Annotated in this window: 13 protein-coding genes; 2 read left to right on the top strand and 11 right to left on the bottom strand. The window is 53.3% G+C overall.

Annotated elements, in window-relative coordinates; translation table 11 throughout:
* Window positions 1–226: 226 nt before the first annotated feature.
* From TH5_RS25285 to cas3, 9 genes are all read right to left on the bottom strand, one after another.
* Window positions 227–577: a hypothetical protein gene (locus TH5_RS25285; RefSeq protein ID WP_425275483.1), complete on the bottom strand. Its 351-nt coding sequence runs from the start codon at window positions 575–577 to the stop codon at window positions 227–229.
* Between the two features lie 439 nt (window positions 578–1,016).
* On the bottom strand, window positions 1,017–1,301 hold the full coding sequence (gene cas2e / locus TH5_RS26145; protein ID WP_114121533.1) for a type I-E CRISPR-associated endoribonuclease Cas2e: 285 nt from the start codon (window positions 1,299–1,301) through the stop codon (window positions 1,017–1,019).
* Window positions 1,301–2,170 (bottom strand): type I-E CRISPR-associated endonuclease Cas1e, encoded by an 870-nt coding sequence (gene cas1e / locus TH5_RS08740; RefSeq protein WP_114121532.1) that lies wholly within the window; start codon window positions 2,168–2,170, stop codon window positions 1,301–1,303. The genes cas2e and cas1e overlap by 1 nt, the downstream gene beginning before the upstream one ends.
* Window positions 2,171–2,174: 4 nt before the next feature.
* Window positions 2,175–2,894 carry a type I-E CRISPR-associated protein Cas6/Cse3/CasE gene (cas6e, locus tag TH5_RS08735; RefSeq protein WP_114121531.1) on the bottom strand — a complete coding sequence of 240 codons (720 nt, stop codon included), beginning with the start codon at window positions 2,892–2,894 and terminating at the stop codon, window positions 2,175–2,177.
* Window positions 2,887–3,657 (bottom strand): type I-E CRISPR-associated protein Cas5/CasD, encoded by a 771-nt coding sequence (gene cas5e, locus TH5_RS08730; RefSeq protein ID WP_208638425.1) that lies wholly within the window; start codon window positions 3,655–3,657, stop codon window positions 2,887–2,889. Before cas5e ends, cas6e begins: the two co-directional genes overlap by 8 nt.
* On the bottom strand, window positions 3,650–4,786 hold the full coding sequence (gene cas7e / locus TH5_RS08725) for a type I-E CRISPR-associated protein Cas7/Cse4/CasC (RefSeq protein ID WP_114121530.1): 1,137 nt from the start codon (window positions 4,784–4,786) through the stop codon (window positions 3,650–3,652). The genes cas5e and cas7e overlap by 8 nt, the downstream gene beginning before the upstream one ends.
* Before the next feature lie 3 nt (window positions 4,787–4,789).
* The gene (locus TH5_RS08720) at window positions 4,790–5,332 is read right to left on the bottom strand and encodes a hypothetical protein (RefSeq protein WP_114121529.1); all 543 of its coding nucleotides are present in this window, start codon (window positions 5,330–5,332) and stop codon (window positions 4,790–4,792) included.
* Entirely contained in the window at window positions 5,329–6,945 is a 1,617-nt protein-coding gene (locus tag TH5_RS08715; protein ID WP_208638424.1) for a CRISPR-associated protein Cse1, read from the bottom strand. Before TH5_RS08715 ends, TH5_RS08720 begins: the two co-directional genes overlap by 4 nt.
* Window positions 6,946–6,965: 20 nt before the next feature.
* Window positions 6,966–9,641 (bottom strand): CRISPR-associated helicase Cas3', encoded by a 2,676-nt coding sequence (gene cas3, locus TH5_RS08710; RefSeq protein ID WP_114121528.1) that lies wholly within the window; start codon window positions 9,639–9,641, stop codon window positions 6,966–6,968.
* A 250-nt stretch (window positions 9,642–9,891) separates the two neighbouring features.
* On the opposite strand from cas3, the gene TH5_RS08705 reads away from it, so the two are divergent.
* Both TH5_RS08705 and TH5_RS08700 read left to right on the top strand, forming a co-directional pair.
* A complete protein-coding gene (locus TH5_RS08705; protein ID WP_147250074.1) occupies window positions 9,892–10,209 on the top strand; it encodes a hypothetical protein in 318 nt (105 codons plus the stop codon).
* 125 nt (window positions 10,210–10,334) lie between these two features.
* Window positions 10,335–10,700 carry a hypothetical protein gene (locus tag TH5_RS08700; RefSeq protein ID WP_147250073.1) on the top strand — a complete coding sequence of 122 codons (366 nt, stop codon included), beginning with the start codon at window positions 10,335–10,337 and terminating at the stop codon, window positions 10,698–10,700.
* A gap of 18 nt (window positions 10,701–10,718) precedes the next feature.
* On the opposite strand, the gene TH5_RS08695 is transcribed toward TH5_RS08700, so the two are convergent.
* Both TH5_RS08695 and TH5_RS08685 read right to left on the bottom strand, forming a co-directional pair.
* Entirely contained in the window at window positions 10,719–11,420 is a 702-nt protein-coding gene (locus tag TH5_RS08695; RefSeq protein ID WP_114121525.1) for a hypothetical protein, read from the bottom strand.
* A 939-nt stretch (window positions 11,421–12,359) separates the two neighbouring features.
* Window positions 12,360–13,850: a hypothetical protein gene (locus TH5_RS08685; RefSeq protein ID WP_114121523.1), complete on the bottom strand. Its 1,491-nt coding sequence runs from the start codon at window positions 13,848–13,850 to the stop codon at window positions 12,360–12,362.
* Window positions 13,851–13,853 lie beyond the last annotated feature (3 nt).

The raw sequence follows: 13,853 nt of genomic DNA, 5'->3' as shown, positions 1-13,853 counted from the left end.
ATGAAGTAACCTCATTTTTCTTGTTGCCAGCCCGGCAATAGAGTATTGTTAATCCTGTTGCGTCTAAAGGCCTAACAGAGTTTCAAATTGAGCGTATGAACGGGATTGCGAAAGCAATGCGCTCCTCCAACTACAGCCAAGGCTGTAGTTATCCGCCCAAGAGCGGCTATAAAGGAGCCTAGTTAAGAGAAGCCCCGTCGGTTAATCCGGCGGGATTTTCTCATTTTTAGGCTATAATGGATTTTTCTGATTTTGCCGAGTAGGCAATAATGAAGAAACCGATCTTCCGCAGTGCCGGTTGCTGGCTTTGATACGTTACATCACACACGCTAGCGCTGGAAACATACAGACGTAATAGCCTTCTCGATACTTTTGTCACTTTGAAAAAGATTTCGTAATCGACAGGTTTGCCTGCCGGATTGACAACACGGATTGCAATATAGTTGCCATTACCCGTGTTGTAATAGGGCAGCGTATTGAGCGACAGGATGTGAGCGGGCACACTTTTTGTGAGTTCATATCGGTCGAAGCAGAAAATACGGTTCTCCCGAATGTCGGCATAAAGGTGTACCCCCACGCCCGTGGGGAAGACTCTTCATCAAGCTGAATATCCGAAGGCGGCTGGGGTGTACCCCCACGAGCGTGGAGAAGACCGCTCTATACCCATTTTCCTACGGCAGTAGTGAGGTGTACTCCCACACATATGGGGAAGACAAAGCCATTCATATCGACCGACCGAGTAACCAAAAGTGTACCCCCACGTGCGTGGGGAAGACGGTATCGCGGACAGGCTCAGAAACCGAACGAAGGGTGTACCCCCACGTGCGTGGGGAAGACCGCGACGGGTCTTTCAGACAGGCAAGGTCATCTGGTGTACCCCCACGTGCGTGGGGAAGACCAATCCGTGGGCGATCTGGCGAAGGTCGTAACCGGTGTACCCCCACGTGCGTGGGGAAGACCCTTGCTAGTAACTAATTGAAAACAATTGATTGTGTCAATAGAAATTTCAAATTTGCCTATTTTTTAATCAGAAGTAAACCGTCAAAATCTACAACCTCCCGACTGGGTTCTCCAAGAGTTCGTATCATAAGTTTTCCGTTTTGTTTACGTGAGGGCCAAAACATTAGGATTGATCCGTTGCGTGTCTCTTCATACCAATCGGCTAAAGTTTGCCACACAGTATCGCGGATGCTAGATGACATTGATGGCTGCACGAATACGCCCTGAGAAACTTCCAACATAATTGATGAAAGAAACCCGTGAAATCTTGGCTCTAACGTGCGAACTACGATTGTGATCATTAGGTTGCCCCGGTTTCTAATGTCATAAACTTCTTAATATTATCAATCATTTGTGGAATAATATCGTGCTCTCTTAAGTACGCAGCGGCCCGGTTGCGCACTTTCTTTTCTAGCGAATCACCAGGTGAAAGAGTTGCAACAGTGCCAAAGGCAATATCGAGGAGAGCATCCTGCCGATATAGGTCTGACATATCCAAAATGAAGGAATCACCTGCGTCCTCATGAATAAAGCCTAGCTGGGGAATGGCCCCTGTTGCTGAAACCGCTATGCTGGCGGCAGAACGCAAAATGGAGGATGCAAAATTAATCGCTTGATTTGGCATGTCAGCACTTGCTGGGTTGTGCCGGTCATAGCGCCTCCCTCGCCATTCAATCCCATAACGCTCAGCAGCAAGTCGATAGGCGACTTTGACTCTTACCCCTTCCATTCCTCGCAGCACGTCCAAATCCTGAGTTCGGACAATTTCTCCAAACCGCATCGCATACATCTGCCTGGCAACTCTAATTCTAGAGACGGGGTCCGACCAGAGTTGTGCATGACTTCGAGCAATGTCAGAGCTTTTTGAAAATTGCGGCGGTGAAGTATAGAAGCGAACGCCACCGCTCCCTATTGCTGCCACTCCGCATCCATGATGACAAATAATCCTAAGAGCATCATGGGTGATTGATGTTCCAGGCCCGAGTAAAAACATTGATATTGTTTGATGCGGAATCTGGTACCGCCCTTCCTCAAGCTCGCTACCAGAGGCTGCCACAAAGCTCAGGCAGCCGGAGACGACCTCCAGCCGACCGAAGTCTAACCAAAGGAGGCCGTGTCTATCCCTATACGGGATAGACACCTTGTTGATACCAAGCCGACCTTTCAACATTTGCTCAGTCTTTGACCGGACGCAGAAGCATCATGCCAAAGCCGTAGGCCTTATGGCGTCCAACACCACCTCGTAGCAATTCTGCAAACGCAACCGGGTCGGTCACGGTCAACTCACCGTGGAAAGTGATGTCCGGTCCATTGATTGACCGACCTTTACGTGAAGCCTTATGCATCTGGAAACGCTTCATGGTGCCGGTGTCGACCGTCGCAGCGCCCATAAGGCGCTCTTGCAGCCATTCAAGATAGACGTCTTCACGCGTGCCAATAGGCTCGCAAACGGCGCTATACCTGGCATTCAAACATGCAACCTGGTATGCATCGACTTCGGCACCTTTTTTGTATCCGCCAATATCTTTGGCAAGACGACGAACCGGTCGCAGGCGGACATCGAAGGCGTAACGCTTGCCCTCTTTCCATGCAGATGGCATTCCCTTCATCTGAATGCGCTCAGGCGCACAAACTGCGAGTGCGTTCGGCATCCCGGTTTCCGCTGCGGTGGCGCGCAGATCATCAATCGTCTTTGTGGAATAGGCATACAGGGAAGAAGTCTTCGCACCGGTTGCCTTCATCACTCGAAATGGCTGGAGAACGCCTTTTCCGAAAGTTTCGGAGAGGAGGTGATGCAGTGCCTGGCCTTCATCATTGTGATAGCCGCGCTCACCCCGCCAAACCTGAAAGGCGACGGGGTCGAACGGAAGGTGAATCATGGAATAATCAGACATTGGTAATGTCTCCGGTGGTGATTTTGGGAGGTGATACGTAGCCTTCCACAACCAGGCGAGACCCGCCATGGAGGCGGCTTTGCCAGTTGCGTGTATCGGGAAGGTTGTGAACCTTATGAACGTTGGGCCCCTCACTCGGACCATTATTGACGGGCCACAGGGCTCGCAACTGGCAGGGAACGCCTGCATCATTAACGACGGACGTCGGGATGCTTGCAATAGCCTCATAGGCGCTTGGAGCAGAGATCAGTTCCCCATAGCGGATAGGTCCGGTCGGCAGGCATGTTTTCCGTCCGATGAAAAGCGGACGACATGGAGTATCCAGAGCGCTTGCCACATCAGCGAGATCTGGCAAATTCGCGTCGTCGAACCGAAGAGCAACGATTGCGTTCAGGTCCTGATGAAAATCCCGGAAGCGACGGTGGGGTGCGTCGGTATTGCCACTTGTGCACATCTCCACAATGCCGCGCGTTGTCCAGCCTTTATCAGACTTTGACAGTTTGACATTCTGGGTGTCGGTCAAGACTGGATTGCTTGTCGACTGTTCCAGTCGTGTCGCGAACACAAGACTATCCTGCAAGGCTTGCAAGTTTGCAGTGTCGGTGCGCTTCCATCCAAGTGCGTTGGCGATCAGCCCAGTAATCATTGAACTGGCAGGGAAGTCACGGATGACGCCTTTTTGGTCCACCGCAGCACCGCCGAAAGAAATCAGCGGTGCTTTCAGGGTGATGACCAGCCAGTTGTAAGTGGCCAGATTAGACATCCGGTGCCTCCAGGACACGGGCTGCGGCCCACTCGGCCACATCTTTGAGCGACGACCGGGACATGCCACCGACGGTTTCCGGGCTGAGCGAAAGCAGGCGTCGCTCTTCACCAGTTGCATAAGTTTCGTCCAAAGCGGTCAGATGCATGTCGAGCGCGCGGACGGCCACTTCGCGATCATGCGGAACTGCCTTCCGGTAAGCTTCAGCCAGAGAACGCGGCGCACGGTCACCGGTTTCAACCAGAAGCAAGTCGGCGCGGGAGTAAGGGGCAGTGGAGCCTTTCTTGGCACCTGGGGACACTTCGGCAATCAGGTAGATGAGATTGTGAACCAGTCGGGAAGCAAGTTCCTTATCGCCACCGCAGTTTGCAATCAGTCCCGGCAGGTCAATGACTTCATAGCTGTAGAACAGACCGCTGTTGACTTCGGTTTCCTGCACGGTATCCGCACCTGTTCCACTTTCGCTATCACTGGCGAGGTCGTCGACGGCAGTGAAGTAGTCACCTTCGGTTTCTTCGCCATGTACTGTGAATGCATGAGCAACGTGCACCGGTGCGTCGATGTTTGCCTTTGGGTCTGATGTAACCATGCGGCCGAACATTGCTGCTGGCACACCGGCGGGTGCTGAGGCGTTTGCAGCCATAGCTTTGTAATTGACGCCCTTCACCCAGTCCTTGACCAAGGCAGCCGCCGAATTCGCGTCAGTAGCTTCGCCTGCGATGCGAGCAGCATTCTCTGCGAGGAATTTGAGTTCCGGTTCGCCCAGCAGCAGTGTCTGGCGGCTTTTCTTACCTTTATCAGCTTTGTCGCCATAGACCAGCTTCTGGAACTCGGGCTCGATTGCATCAATGATAGCACTGTCAAACTCACTTCGCAGGGGAGCGATAACCAAGTGAGTGACCAGCTCGCGCGAACGAACCGAGTCAACAAAACCGGCGACATTTTGAAGGGCATGCGGGTCGTTTTCTGCAACGCGCCAGTGGCGCTTCAGGCACTGCGATGAAATGCGCGTGCGCATGGTTCCGCCATAAAGCATCTTTTTCGCAAGACCGGTATCGTCGCGGTTAATCAAGGCTGCGGTATACGTGTGAAGCCCATGGATCTGGAGGAAACGGGGAGAAATGGTCATGGCTCAGTTACCTTTCGGGTTGGTGGCGGCGTCAAGACGCCCGTAATAGGCTTTGGAAAGCTTTTGAATGTGAGAAGGGTCGTCAGACAGGAGCAGGTTGGCGATATCGAAGCAGTCGATACCGATGTTCTTGTCCCGTTTGTTGGCAATCATTCGTACCGCCCGCTCCAGCCCTTCGGCACGACGGTTGAAGGGGAGGGCGATAAGTCTGGCCAATCGCGCCTCTGAGAAAACGGGCATTGCATTTGCGCCCGAAACCCATCCTGACTGGCCACCGTCGCAAAGCGCCCGCCCAAGCGGATAGCTTCTGGAATGCAGCGAACCTGCATCCCCCTGAGCGGCCCGCGGGGTTAGGATTGCCATGATTTTGGTAATCGCCACCCACGGCTCGACCGGCTGGTGCAGGAAGCCATATTGAGAAGCGAGGCGCCAGAATGCCGGAGCGCCAGGCCCTTTAACCTGCTGGCGGCGTAATTCAGCGAGGTCGCCAAGCGGAAGGCCTCCAAGGTGGCTCGCAAGCTTGGGGATAATGTCAGTCAGCGTCATGATTGGTCACCTTCGATTTGCGGTGGTGTTTTCCCGGTATCTTGGGGAAATCTTTGTGAAAGAAGCTCCGGATGCTTTGAGGCAACAATCCTTCTGAATGAAGCAGTTGCCCTGGCTTGCGCGCGATGCCGCATTGACGAAAGTCCGGGGACCGTCATCAGAGCCATTTTGAAAGCTTCTGTCGCCTTGGTATGAAGCTTGCGCACGAATACGGCGCGCGCTTCATTTGCTGCATCCGGCTCAGCTTCGAAACGCAACCAAAGTTCCGGGAAGAAAATCTCGTCGGCCATCCGTTCGAAGTCACGAATGAACCGGGCAGCCCGGCTATCGATCCGTTTCATTTCATCAAGGGAGGCTTTGGTTGTTTTCCCGTCCTCGGCCAGAACTGCAAGACTTGCTTTGAGAGCAAATTTGAAGTTCCCGATTTCGGCGACCATGGACGATGCGATTTCATGCAGTTCTTTCTGGCGTGGCCCAAACGCGCGAACAATACGCCCACTAATCGGGAGACACCTTTTGTGGAAGCCATCAGTTTTGCACTGGCCGCGCGCCAGAGCCGCCATAACCATGAGATAGGTTTCATCTTGCGCGTCGGTTGGCGCAAGTCTGGCCAGTACAGGCAGTTCCCAGTTTCCCGAGAATAGAAGGTCTACGACACGGTTGTAGGAAAACGCGCTTGGGAAGTTTTCCGAGTGCAAATGGAATGCTTTGTTCTCGGTGATATTGATCGGCATGAACGGGTCTTCCAAGGACCCTTTGAATTCCTTGGCATTGATGCGCGTTTTGCTCGATCCTTCCCGCACGGCAAATATCTGGGAGCCAGCAACCCCGAGCCGATAGCGGCGTGAGATTTCGATAAACCAGATGTCGAGCTCAGTAACCTCGAGCTGTTTTTCTCCGTCCCACATCGGAAGCCAGGTCAGGCAAATTCCACCATTTGGCGGAAACTCGATTGCGGAGCCTTCAAGGACGATTTCTCGGGTTCCCAAAAGCACTTCAATATTACGCCTGAACCATGCGCCCGGCATTGGATCAGTAGCCTTTGATGATCCAGTCATCGGAGCAAGGCTGACGAGTGTGCGGGAGGAGAAGCCGCCGTTCATTCGGGAAATGGACAAGTTGCCCCGCCCTACAGCGCCTTCATTTGTCTGGGCCGAAATCAGCGCATACACCCAATCCTCTGGCGGTGCATTGAAGGCGACGGCCTGCTTCAAATCGTGGTTCCGCGAGGTAATAAGGACATCCAGTGAATCAGGGGCATAATCCCGCTGACGATCGCTGCTCCAGAGGCCTTCACCTGTCGGTGTTGGCGCTTGCATGAAAGCCGGGCCTTGAACATCCATGTTGGTCAGGCACCAGGGGGCGTCATCCGGATAAAGCTTGGTGAGACCGCGCAGCGCGTCCAGCCATTCCTGCTCACTTTCAGGACAGGATAGCTTATCCGCACGGTGGAGAGCCAATGCACCCAACTGCACAAGGAACATGTGCCACGCTGGTTCCTGATGCGCCCTAAGGGCACGGAAACTTGTGACTTCGTTACGAGACAGTGCCGCCATCAACCCGGGCAGGGTTAATTGACCTCCCGGCACGACGCTGAATAGCGATTCAGTCAAGAGGTTGTACCTTAGTGAATTCATGAGGATTCCTTTCTCAGACCGGTTCTCATGTACCGAAATGAAACACCTGCGATTTCAAATGAAAGCCCACCGCGCTCTGCGATTGGAGTGACCGGCGTGTTGCTGTGAATGGTGCCAGACCAGTAGGACGGAAGGGTCACGCTGTGTACGTCTTGCCCAAAGGGGCCTGAATAGGGAGCATCAAACTGGATACGCGCACCGTCCGCGCCCAACCGGGTGCGAATGGCATCCCCGTCTTGCGGGAGAGGCGGGGTGACAAAGAAGTCTTTGCTGCTGTCGAGCAGGACATGCTTACCAGCTTGAGCGGTTGCCATTCCTACGCCGTCATACCCAGCTTGATAGGACCGCCATGAGCTACCGAGTTCTTCTGAAAGAGCGTCTATGAATGATTGATGTGTGGTTCTCTCGACCAGTTCCCGGTTCATGCGTGGCAGCTCCCATACAGGGAGGTCCGCAATGAGACGACGGGTTAGCTCGCATGCATGAAGGTTGAGATAGACACCTTCCCATTTCTTTGTCGCGCCCAGTCCATTTTCCATTGCCGGTGCGGTAAACTGGTCAAGGCCATCTGACGGCACCATCACGACGCAAACCGGCTGCTCAAAACCTTCAGGTCGACCGATATCATGCCGGTGAAGGCGACCAATACGCTGCAAAAGAACATCAGATGGAACGAGGTCCGTCACGAGATAATCGGCATCGATGTCGAGGCTTTGCTCAAGGGTTTGGGTCCCAATGACGATTAATCCGTGCCCAGGTGTCCGAATAGGTGACAGTGCTTCTTCGACGGCCAAATCCAAAAGCTGACGGTCTTCGGGAGCGAACCTGCTGTGATGCAACGCTGGTGCCCCGGCCACTTGCAGGAGTAAATTCCCATACCCGCGCTCGACCGCTTTCAACCATGTATCTGTGGCAGCCGATACCGTGTTCCTGATGACAAGCACGCGCGCGCCCTTCATTGCGGCACCGAGTGCGTAGTTGACAGCAGTGTCCGACGTCCAGTCTTCCGCCAGCACCATCTTCACGCTCTTGCCCGGAAGCTGCCAGCTTTCGGCAGGAACCGAATACGGAACGGAAGAATGCCTGGTCCAGATAGCCGGGAAGGCGGCGGATACGGCAGATTGGGCGTCGGGACGTTGGTCATTCCGGCGCGTCCCGGTCAACCACCGCATCCGGGCGGCCGACCCGAGGGTTGCAGACATAAGCATGGAGTGGCCGCCTAGCTTCGTATGCAAGCTTATGAAATGAGCGATGATTTCCGTCATATAAGGGTCGGAGGCGTGCACCTCGTCGATGACGACAAAGGACCGGGCGGCCGATGACATTCGAAGGTGAGCGTGCTGGACGCGCATACCACCCAGCATCAATTGGTCGACAGTCCCCACCGCGATGGTCGCCGCGAGGAAGCGTTTGCAATTCTCCGCTGCCCAGCGACCACGACGCATTTTTTCATCACTATGCCCGTCGTCATCCCAACGGGTCTTGAAATCCGGAAGAGCGACACCTTCAACATCACCGGCTTTCAGGTATCCGGGCACCGCGAGAACCGTTTGAGGTGCGTCGTCGCCAAACAGAGCTTTCATCATGCGGTGGATGCGCCCGTGCAACTGCCGCGCGGCCGCACGTGTCGGCAATGCGAAGTACAGGCTGTCAACCTTCCCGGCCATAAACAGAAGGAACCAGCGCCACAGCGCGGCTTCGGTTTTTCCCGAACCTGTCTCGGACTCCAGGATGACCACCTGTTCATCAAGAGGGACTGTCCCGATAAGCTGTTGAACCGGTCGCGGGAGCCTGCCCTCAAACACGTCTTCAAACTTCAGTCGGGGAGAAAGTTTCTCGGCCAGGTGTGCAACATCAAGTCCCACATCACGAATCAAGCGTTTTGCGATGGACCGTGCGCGCCGGGAATAATCTGGCTCAAAATCCGGTCGGAACGCGAAATAGTCCTTCATCGACCCAAGCCAATCACTCAGCTGAATGAGGCCTGCTACAAAGTGCTGAAATTCTGCATTTTCCGGGAGGTCGTCTCCACCATCTTCAAATGCGAGAGGAAACCACTGCTGTACCGCCACCCCTAAGTCACGGGCGGCATGAAGCGGGTCATACCCAACTTCATTTATCGGTGACCAATCGGGCGAATAGTGGTCGTTAGCAGCCACCGGTGCGCCATGATGCGACAGGGAAGAAAGCAGGATGCCACTGAAGGATATGCCCCAATCCTGCATACGAAGAATTTGCAGGTTCTCAGACAGTTTGTGGTTCAGCGCCCCTCCGACAATCGCGACACCTTCCCTGATATGGCCAGACACTGGGGCTTTGGCGAGGTTGAAACAAGGCATCGGCAAATAGGCCCACAGTTTTCGCTGGAACCCGGGACATATCTTTCCGATATCATGCAGGAAGGCAGCCACGGCCAAACGCTCATGGTCTGTGGCGGTTAACGGACGTCCCGCGACAGCATCGAGAATCTGGCTAAACACGCGAAGACGGATAATCTCCTGAAAACAAGCGGCCACATCCGCCATATGATGTGCCAGGTGGTGAACGCCGTTTGCATCCGCTTTGCCACATACGGGCACTATCGCTTCTGTAAAAAGCGCAGAGGCGGGGGTTTCGATCATCGAACGCGGCATCACGTTTTCCTTAATGTCTTCGGGGATTAAAGGAAACATGATCAGTTTTCCTTAAATCAAGCCCTGTATCACACAAATGTTTAACACGAGTCAAAGGAAAATTGTAAGGAAAACAAAAATTTTGCTTTCTGTGCCGCTGCGCCTCCGAAAATGAAGATGTTTCTGGGCTTCCGAGCATATCCAAGGAAAAGATCTTCTCGTTGACTGCGGCCCAAATTTGCGAAGTGAATGGACGAGAAGATACGAAGGCACTAGGGTAGGCGAGAACAATATGTTGGAGGGTCTTCAGGTGACAGGCAAAGAAACCATAGAAACTCGGCCCGCAAGTCAGCGGCTTCCGCGAGCGCGCCGAGCAAAGCTGTCGCCAACCGACAAAGAGGTTCTGTTGGTTGTAAACAAATCCGAGGACCTGGAGATCGATGTTCTGACAATTGTTGCGACCCTGCAAAGCGGGGCTTTACAGAAGGTTTGGTCAGAACACATGTTGCGATTTTGTCAGGTGGTCCCGGATGCAACGAGACGACATTTCCTTGAAGAACACCATATTACAGCCAGCCAGATGGCGTTAATCGAATTGATGCTGAAACCTGAAAATCGGTTGAAGTGATCTGCTTCGGGAAAGGGAATTGCCATTCCTTCTTGATGCTTGCTATGTGCCGACGTACTCAGCAGGTATCTGATGACAGGGGGCGTCGTCGCGAACGAATGCGTCCCATAGGTGGAGAGCGCGATATGCCAGAAATCAAAAGGTCATGGTGTACCAAAATGGCGGAATTGGAAGGCGAGCATGAAATTGGCGTCGGCTTTGAATTGTCGGGGAATGCCTTTAGCGATGTATATGTTCGTTCGTCTGCTCACCGTGAACTGAACCAGGGAGATGAAGTTGATGTTCGGTTCTCCGGTTTCTCGCACGACAGAAGGGCCTTCGACAATTGGGTTCCAGCGGTGGTGGTTGAGATCCAGGGGAGCGATATCTTCGTCCGCGAGGAGAGTGGCGAAAGGGAATACTGGCTGTCTGACAAGCAACTAATCCGCCACCGCAATGGAGAGGTTATCTATCGCGGTGGGAATTCATCGACCAGCCCTGTGTCACCCTAAAGGCGTTTCGCGACGTCCTTAAGGGGTGGGTGACGCCGGTCCCGACTGCTTGTCTCGAAGTGCCGCCAAATAGCCTCTCAGTGATGGCGAACCTGCACTCAACTCATTCTCAATGTTCGCAGCGCATGCCTTGATAACATCGTCTGGTACTGATGCTTGGGCAACCGCAACCCTTTCTATGAGCTCGCTCATGAAATGAACCAGACGAATATTCATGGGGATAGTTTCGAAGCTCCGTTGAAAACGGTATGCCGCCTGGAAAGGGTCAGATACCCGAAGGGAAGTCTCGAGATAGCTTTCTACGAGTTGTTTGTACTCCGGGTCTAGATCGCTTGCTTCCCAAGGAGACACAATTTCAGCATTTATCTGTTCTTGCAGATACTCAAGGATTGGACCCGAATTCTGTTCGGAAATAGCCTTCCTGACACTGTAGTCAACATTGATGTCATGCCTCTGCGCCGCCAATTCCAATTCACTGCGAACGAGCATCTCTTGCGTCAGCTCCGAAACCGATATCCCTTTGTGTCTCGCCGCCCTTTCGCGATCTGCCTGAAGCGATTGATGAACAACACCGATACAGTGGCAATCAGAAAGCTCAGGCTTTGCATCGCGCCCCGGCCCCCAAAAGACAACCCGATAGGAAGGGCTAATGTTCTCTGACTTGAATGTGAAATACGAACCATAATCGGTCGTCAGAACCGGTTCATCTTCTGTTGCCATCTCTCAGCGCTCTCCTAAGTGCGTCCACGGCCGCATGCTACGGCTTCCCGTTATAGTGACACCTCGGCTTGCAAACGTGTGTCGAAATAGCATTTGTCCCCAGGCACGTGGGGAAGACGCAGCCGATGCGTTGCCCGCGTCCGCAATCTGTGGTGAACCCCCACGCATATGGGGAAATACCTGGGAAGCCGGAGTCTCTTCAGGTCTGATAGGAACACCCCCACAAGCGCAGGGAAGGCAGACTTTCCAGTCGACATAATCACATCTCCAAAGGAGCACCCCCAAATTCGTGGGGAAGACCTTACGATGTTCTTTGGTGTACTCCTTACCACACAAACTATTGTTCGTATGGTAAGGAGCATCCCCGTAATTACGAGGAAGACAATTTGCGACCTATCCACGCGCAAACTTGTGCCGGTGCACCCCCGCATGCACGGGGAAGGCAAGCATCGGAATCTGGTGAATTCCGCTTGCTCGGGTGTACCCCCCGCCCGCGGGGAAGACCAAAACGCTGGGAAGTATCCATTCAATCAATGAGGCGTACCCCCACGCACGTGGGGAAGACGTTTCGCCGGTTGGTGCGCTGGGGCTTTGCCAAGGTGTACCCCCACATGCATGGGGAAGACGCCCTAAAGCGCAGTGATGCGGCCTCTCCCGGCGGTGTACTCCCGTATGCACGGGGAAGACCATAGCCCACTTCTCTAACGCTTTTCGGTCCACGGTGTACCCCCACGTACGTGGGGAAGACCCCTTGACGTGGACTTGACTGGCGAAAGGTTGAGGTGTACCCCCACGTACGTGGGGAAGACCCTTAAGGTTAAGTCTTTGTAAAGGCGCGATTTAAGTTTTCAACACGACAAAACTGCCTAGAATTTAATCAAACATGAGATAGAAAACTAGCCCCATGTTTTATCTTTGTCAACACAAACGGTAATCCTTTCATTCTTCAGCGCGAGGCTTCTCCGGCTTGGGAATTGAATGAACTTTGTCATATAGAATGTTCACCCCCTTTCCATTTGGAAAAACGGACGTCCATTTATCGCGATGCACCAGACTGTCTGACAATGCAGCGTGAACATCATGTACAACCGACGCATCTGCGGTGATGAAACCAACCGGTACAGGCAGGCGGTCCGGGTCTGTATGGGCAACGTAGACGATGACGGCAGCAAACTTCCCGGGGCGCAGGATGATTTCAAGGCTTCCTGCAATGCTATCCAGTGGAAAGAGCACCATTTCGTCGAAAAGCAACGTATCCCGGCGGTCTTTGTACCTTTTGGTGAGTTTTTTGCCTTCAGATATGTGATCCGGTGGATACTCCCCCTTCAACGCTATTGCAAAGGCGGCTTCGCCATCGCCTTCTCTGAGCTTCCGAGCCGTCGCATCAAACTGTTCTCCCTTGCCCCATAACGGGTAATCTGGAGCAACCCAAATCAGGCGATCATTGGCCGTAAGCGATAGTGACTTCTCCACCGCATCATAAGCTTTCATAAACCCGTCACTGGTCGAAGACCCTATGAAGAATTCGGTAACGCCATCGACTGCGAGAGCACTTTTTCGGCCGGACAAGATGAAGGAAATGCAGGCTTCCAAATCAAACGAAGTGGAAGTCATGAACTGTGACAGGAGCTGATGGTCACAGCTGGCCAGCCAGGCAAAAGCATCCTGACTGTCGCGCGGCCACCTATAGCTTCTGAGCTTTTGCATGATGGCTACAATGATAGGCTCTCGTGAACGCCCCACGCGCCCGGCTTCAAGAAGATCAGTGAAGTCTGGCTCAACGATGACTTCACCGTTGATGCTTGCCTTGATGGGGATGCTCATTGGCAGGCTGAGAACATCCAGAGGCTCGACATAGTCGATTGAATAGAGTGTCGTTGCCCGACCATCCCCAAATTTGTCGTTGAATTCACGGAATGTCTCTTCCTGGAACGAAGCACGCACATGGTCTATGGCATTCGATGCTATCTCTTTGTCTGCTGAAAGTTCGTCAATTGTCCGCATGTAGGGCGCAAACTTTTGTCGATAGCCAGGGGAGTTCCCCAATGGCAGAGAGACCGACAGAAGGTCGAATGTGACCAGTTTATCAAGCTCGGCAACTTCCGTGATTATGGGGTCACCATCGCTCTCGCGAAACAGAGATTGCCCACTCTGTGTAAGTGCCAGCCCACCGTCTTCTTCACTCACGTACCCAGCCATCATGAGGTCATGCAGGAGGACGCCTGTTTCTTTCTTCGATAGCCCGAAATATGACTGAAGGTCTTCTGCCGTCGCCCATTTCAGCGTATGCAGAACCAAGAGACTGTATTCCATCGTAAGAGGAATCAATCGCTCTTTGGTAACGGCGGCTATAATCTTGAAGTTGCGCGCCGGTAGAAGGTACTCGAAGGTGTCGACAACGATTTCGTTGTGGTTGGTTTCCTTTGCCATTTC

It is taken from the genome of Thalassospira xianhensis MCCC 1A02616, assembly GCF_003326475.1.
Classification (GTDB): domain Bacteria; phylum Pseudomonadota; class Alphaproteobacteria; order Rhodospirillales; family Thalassospiraceae; genus Thalassospira; species Thalassospira xianhensis.
This window is presented reverse-complemented; position numbering and strand designations above follow the sequence as displayed.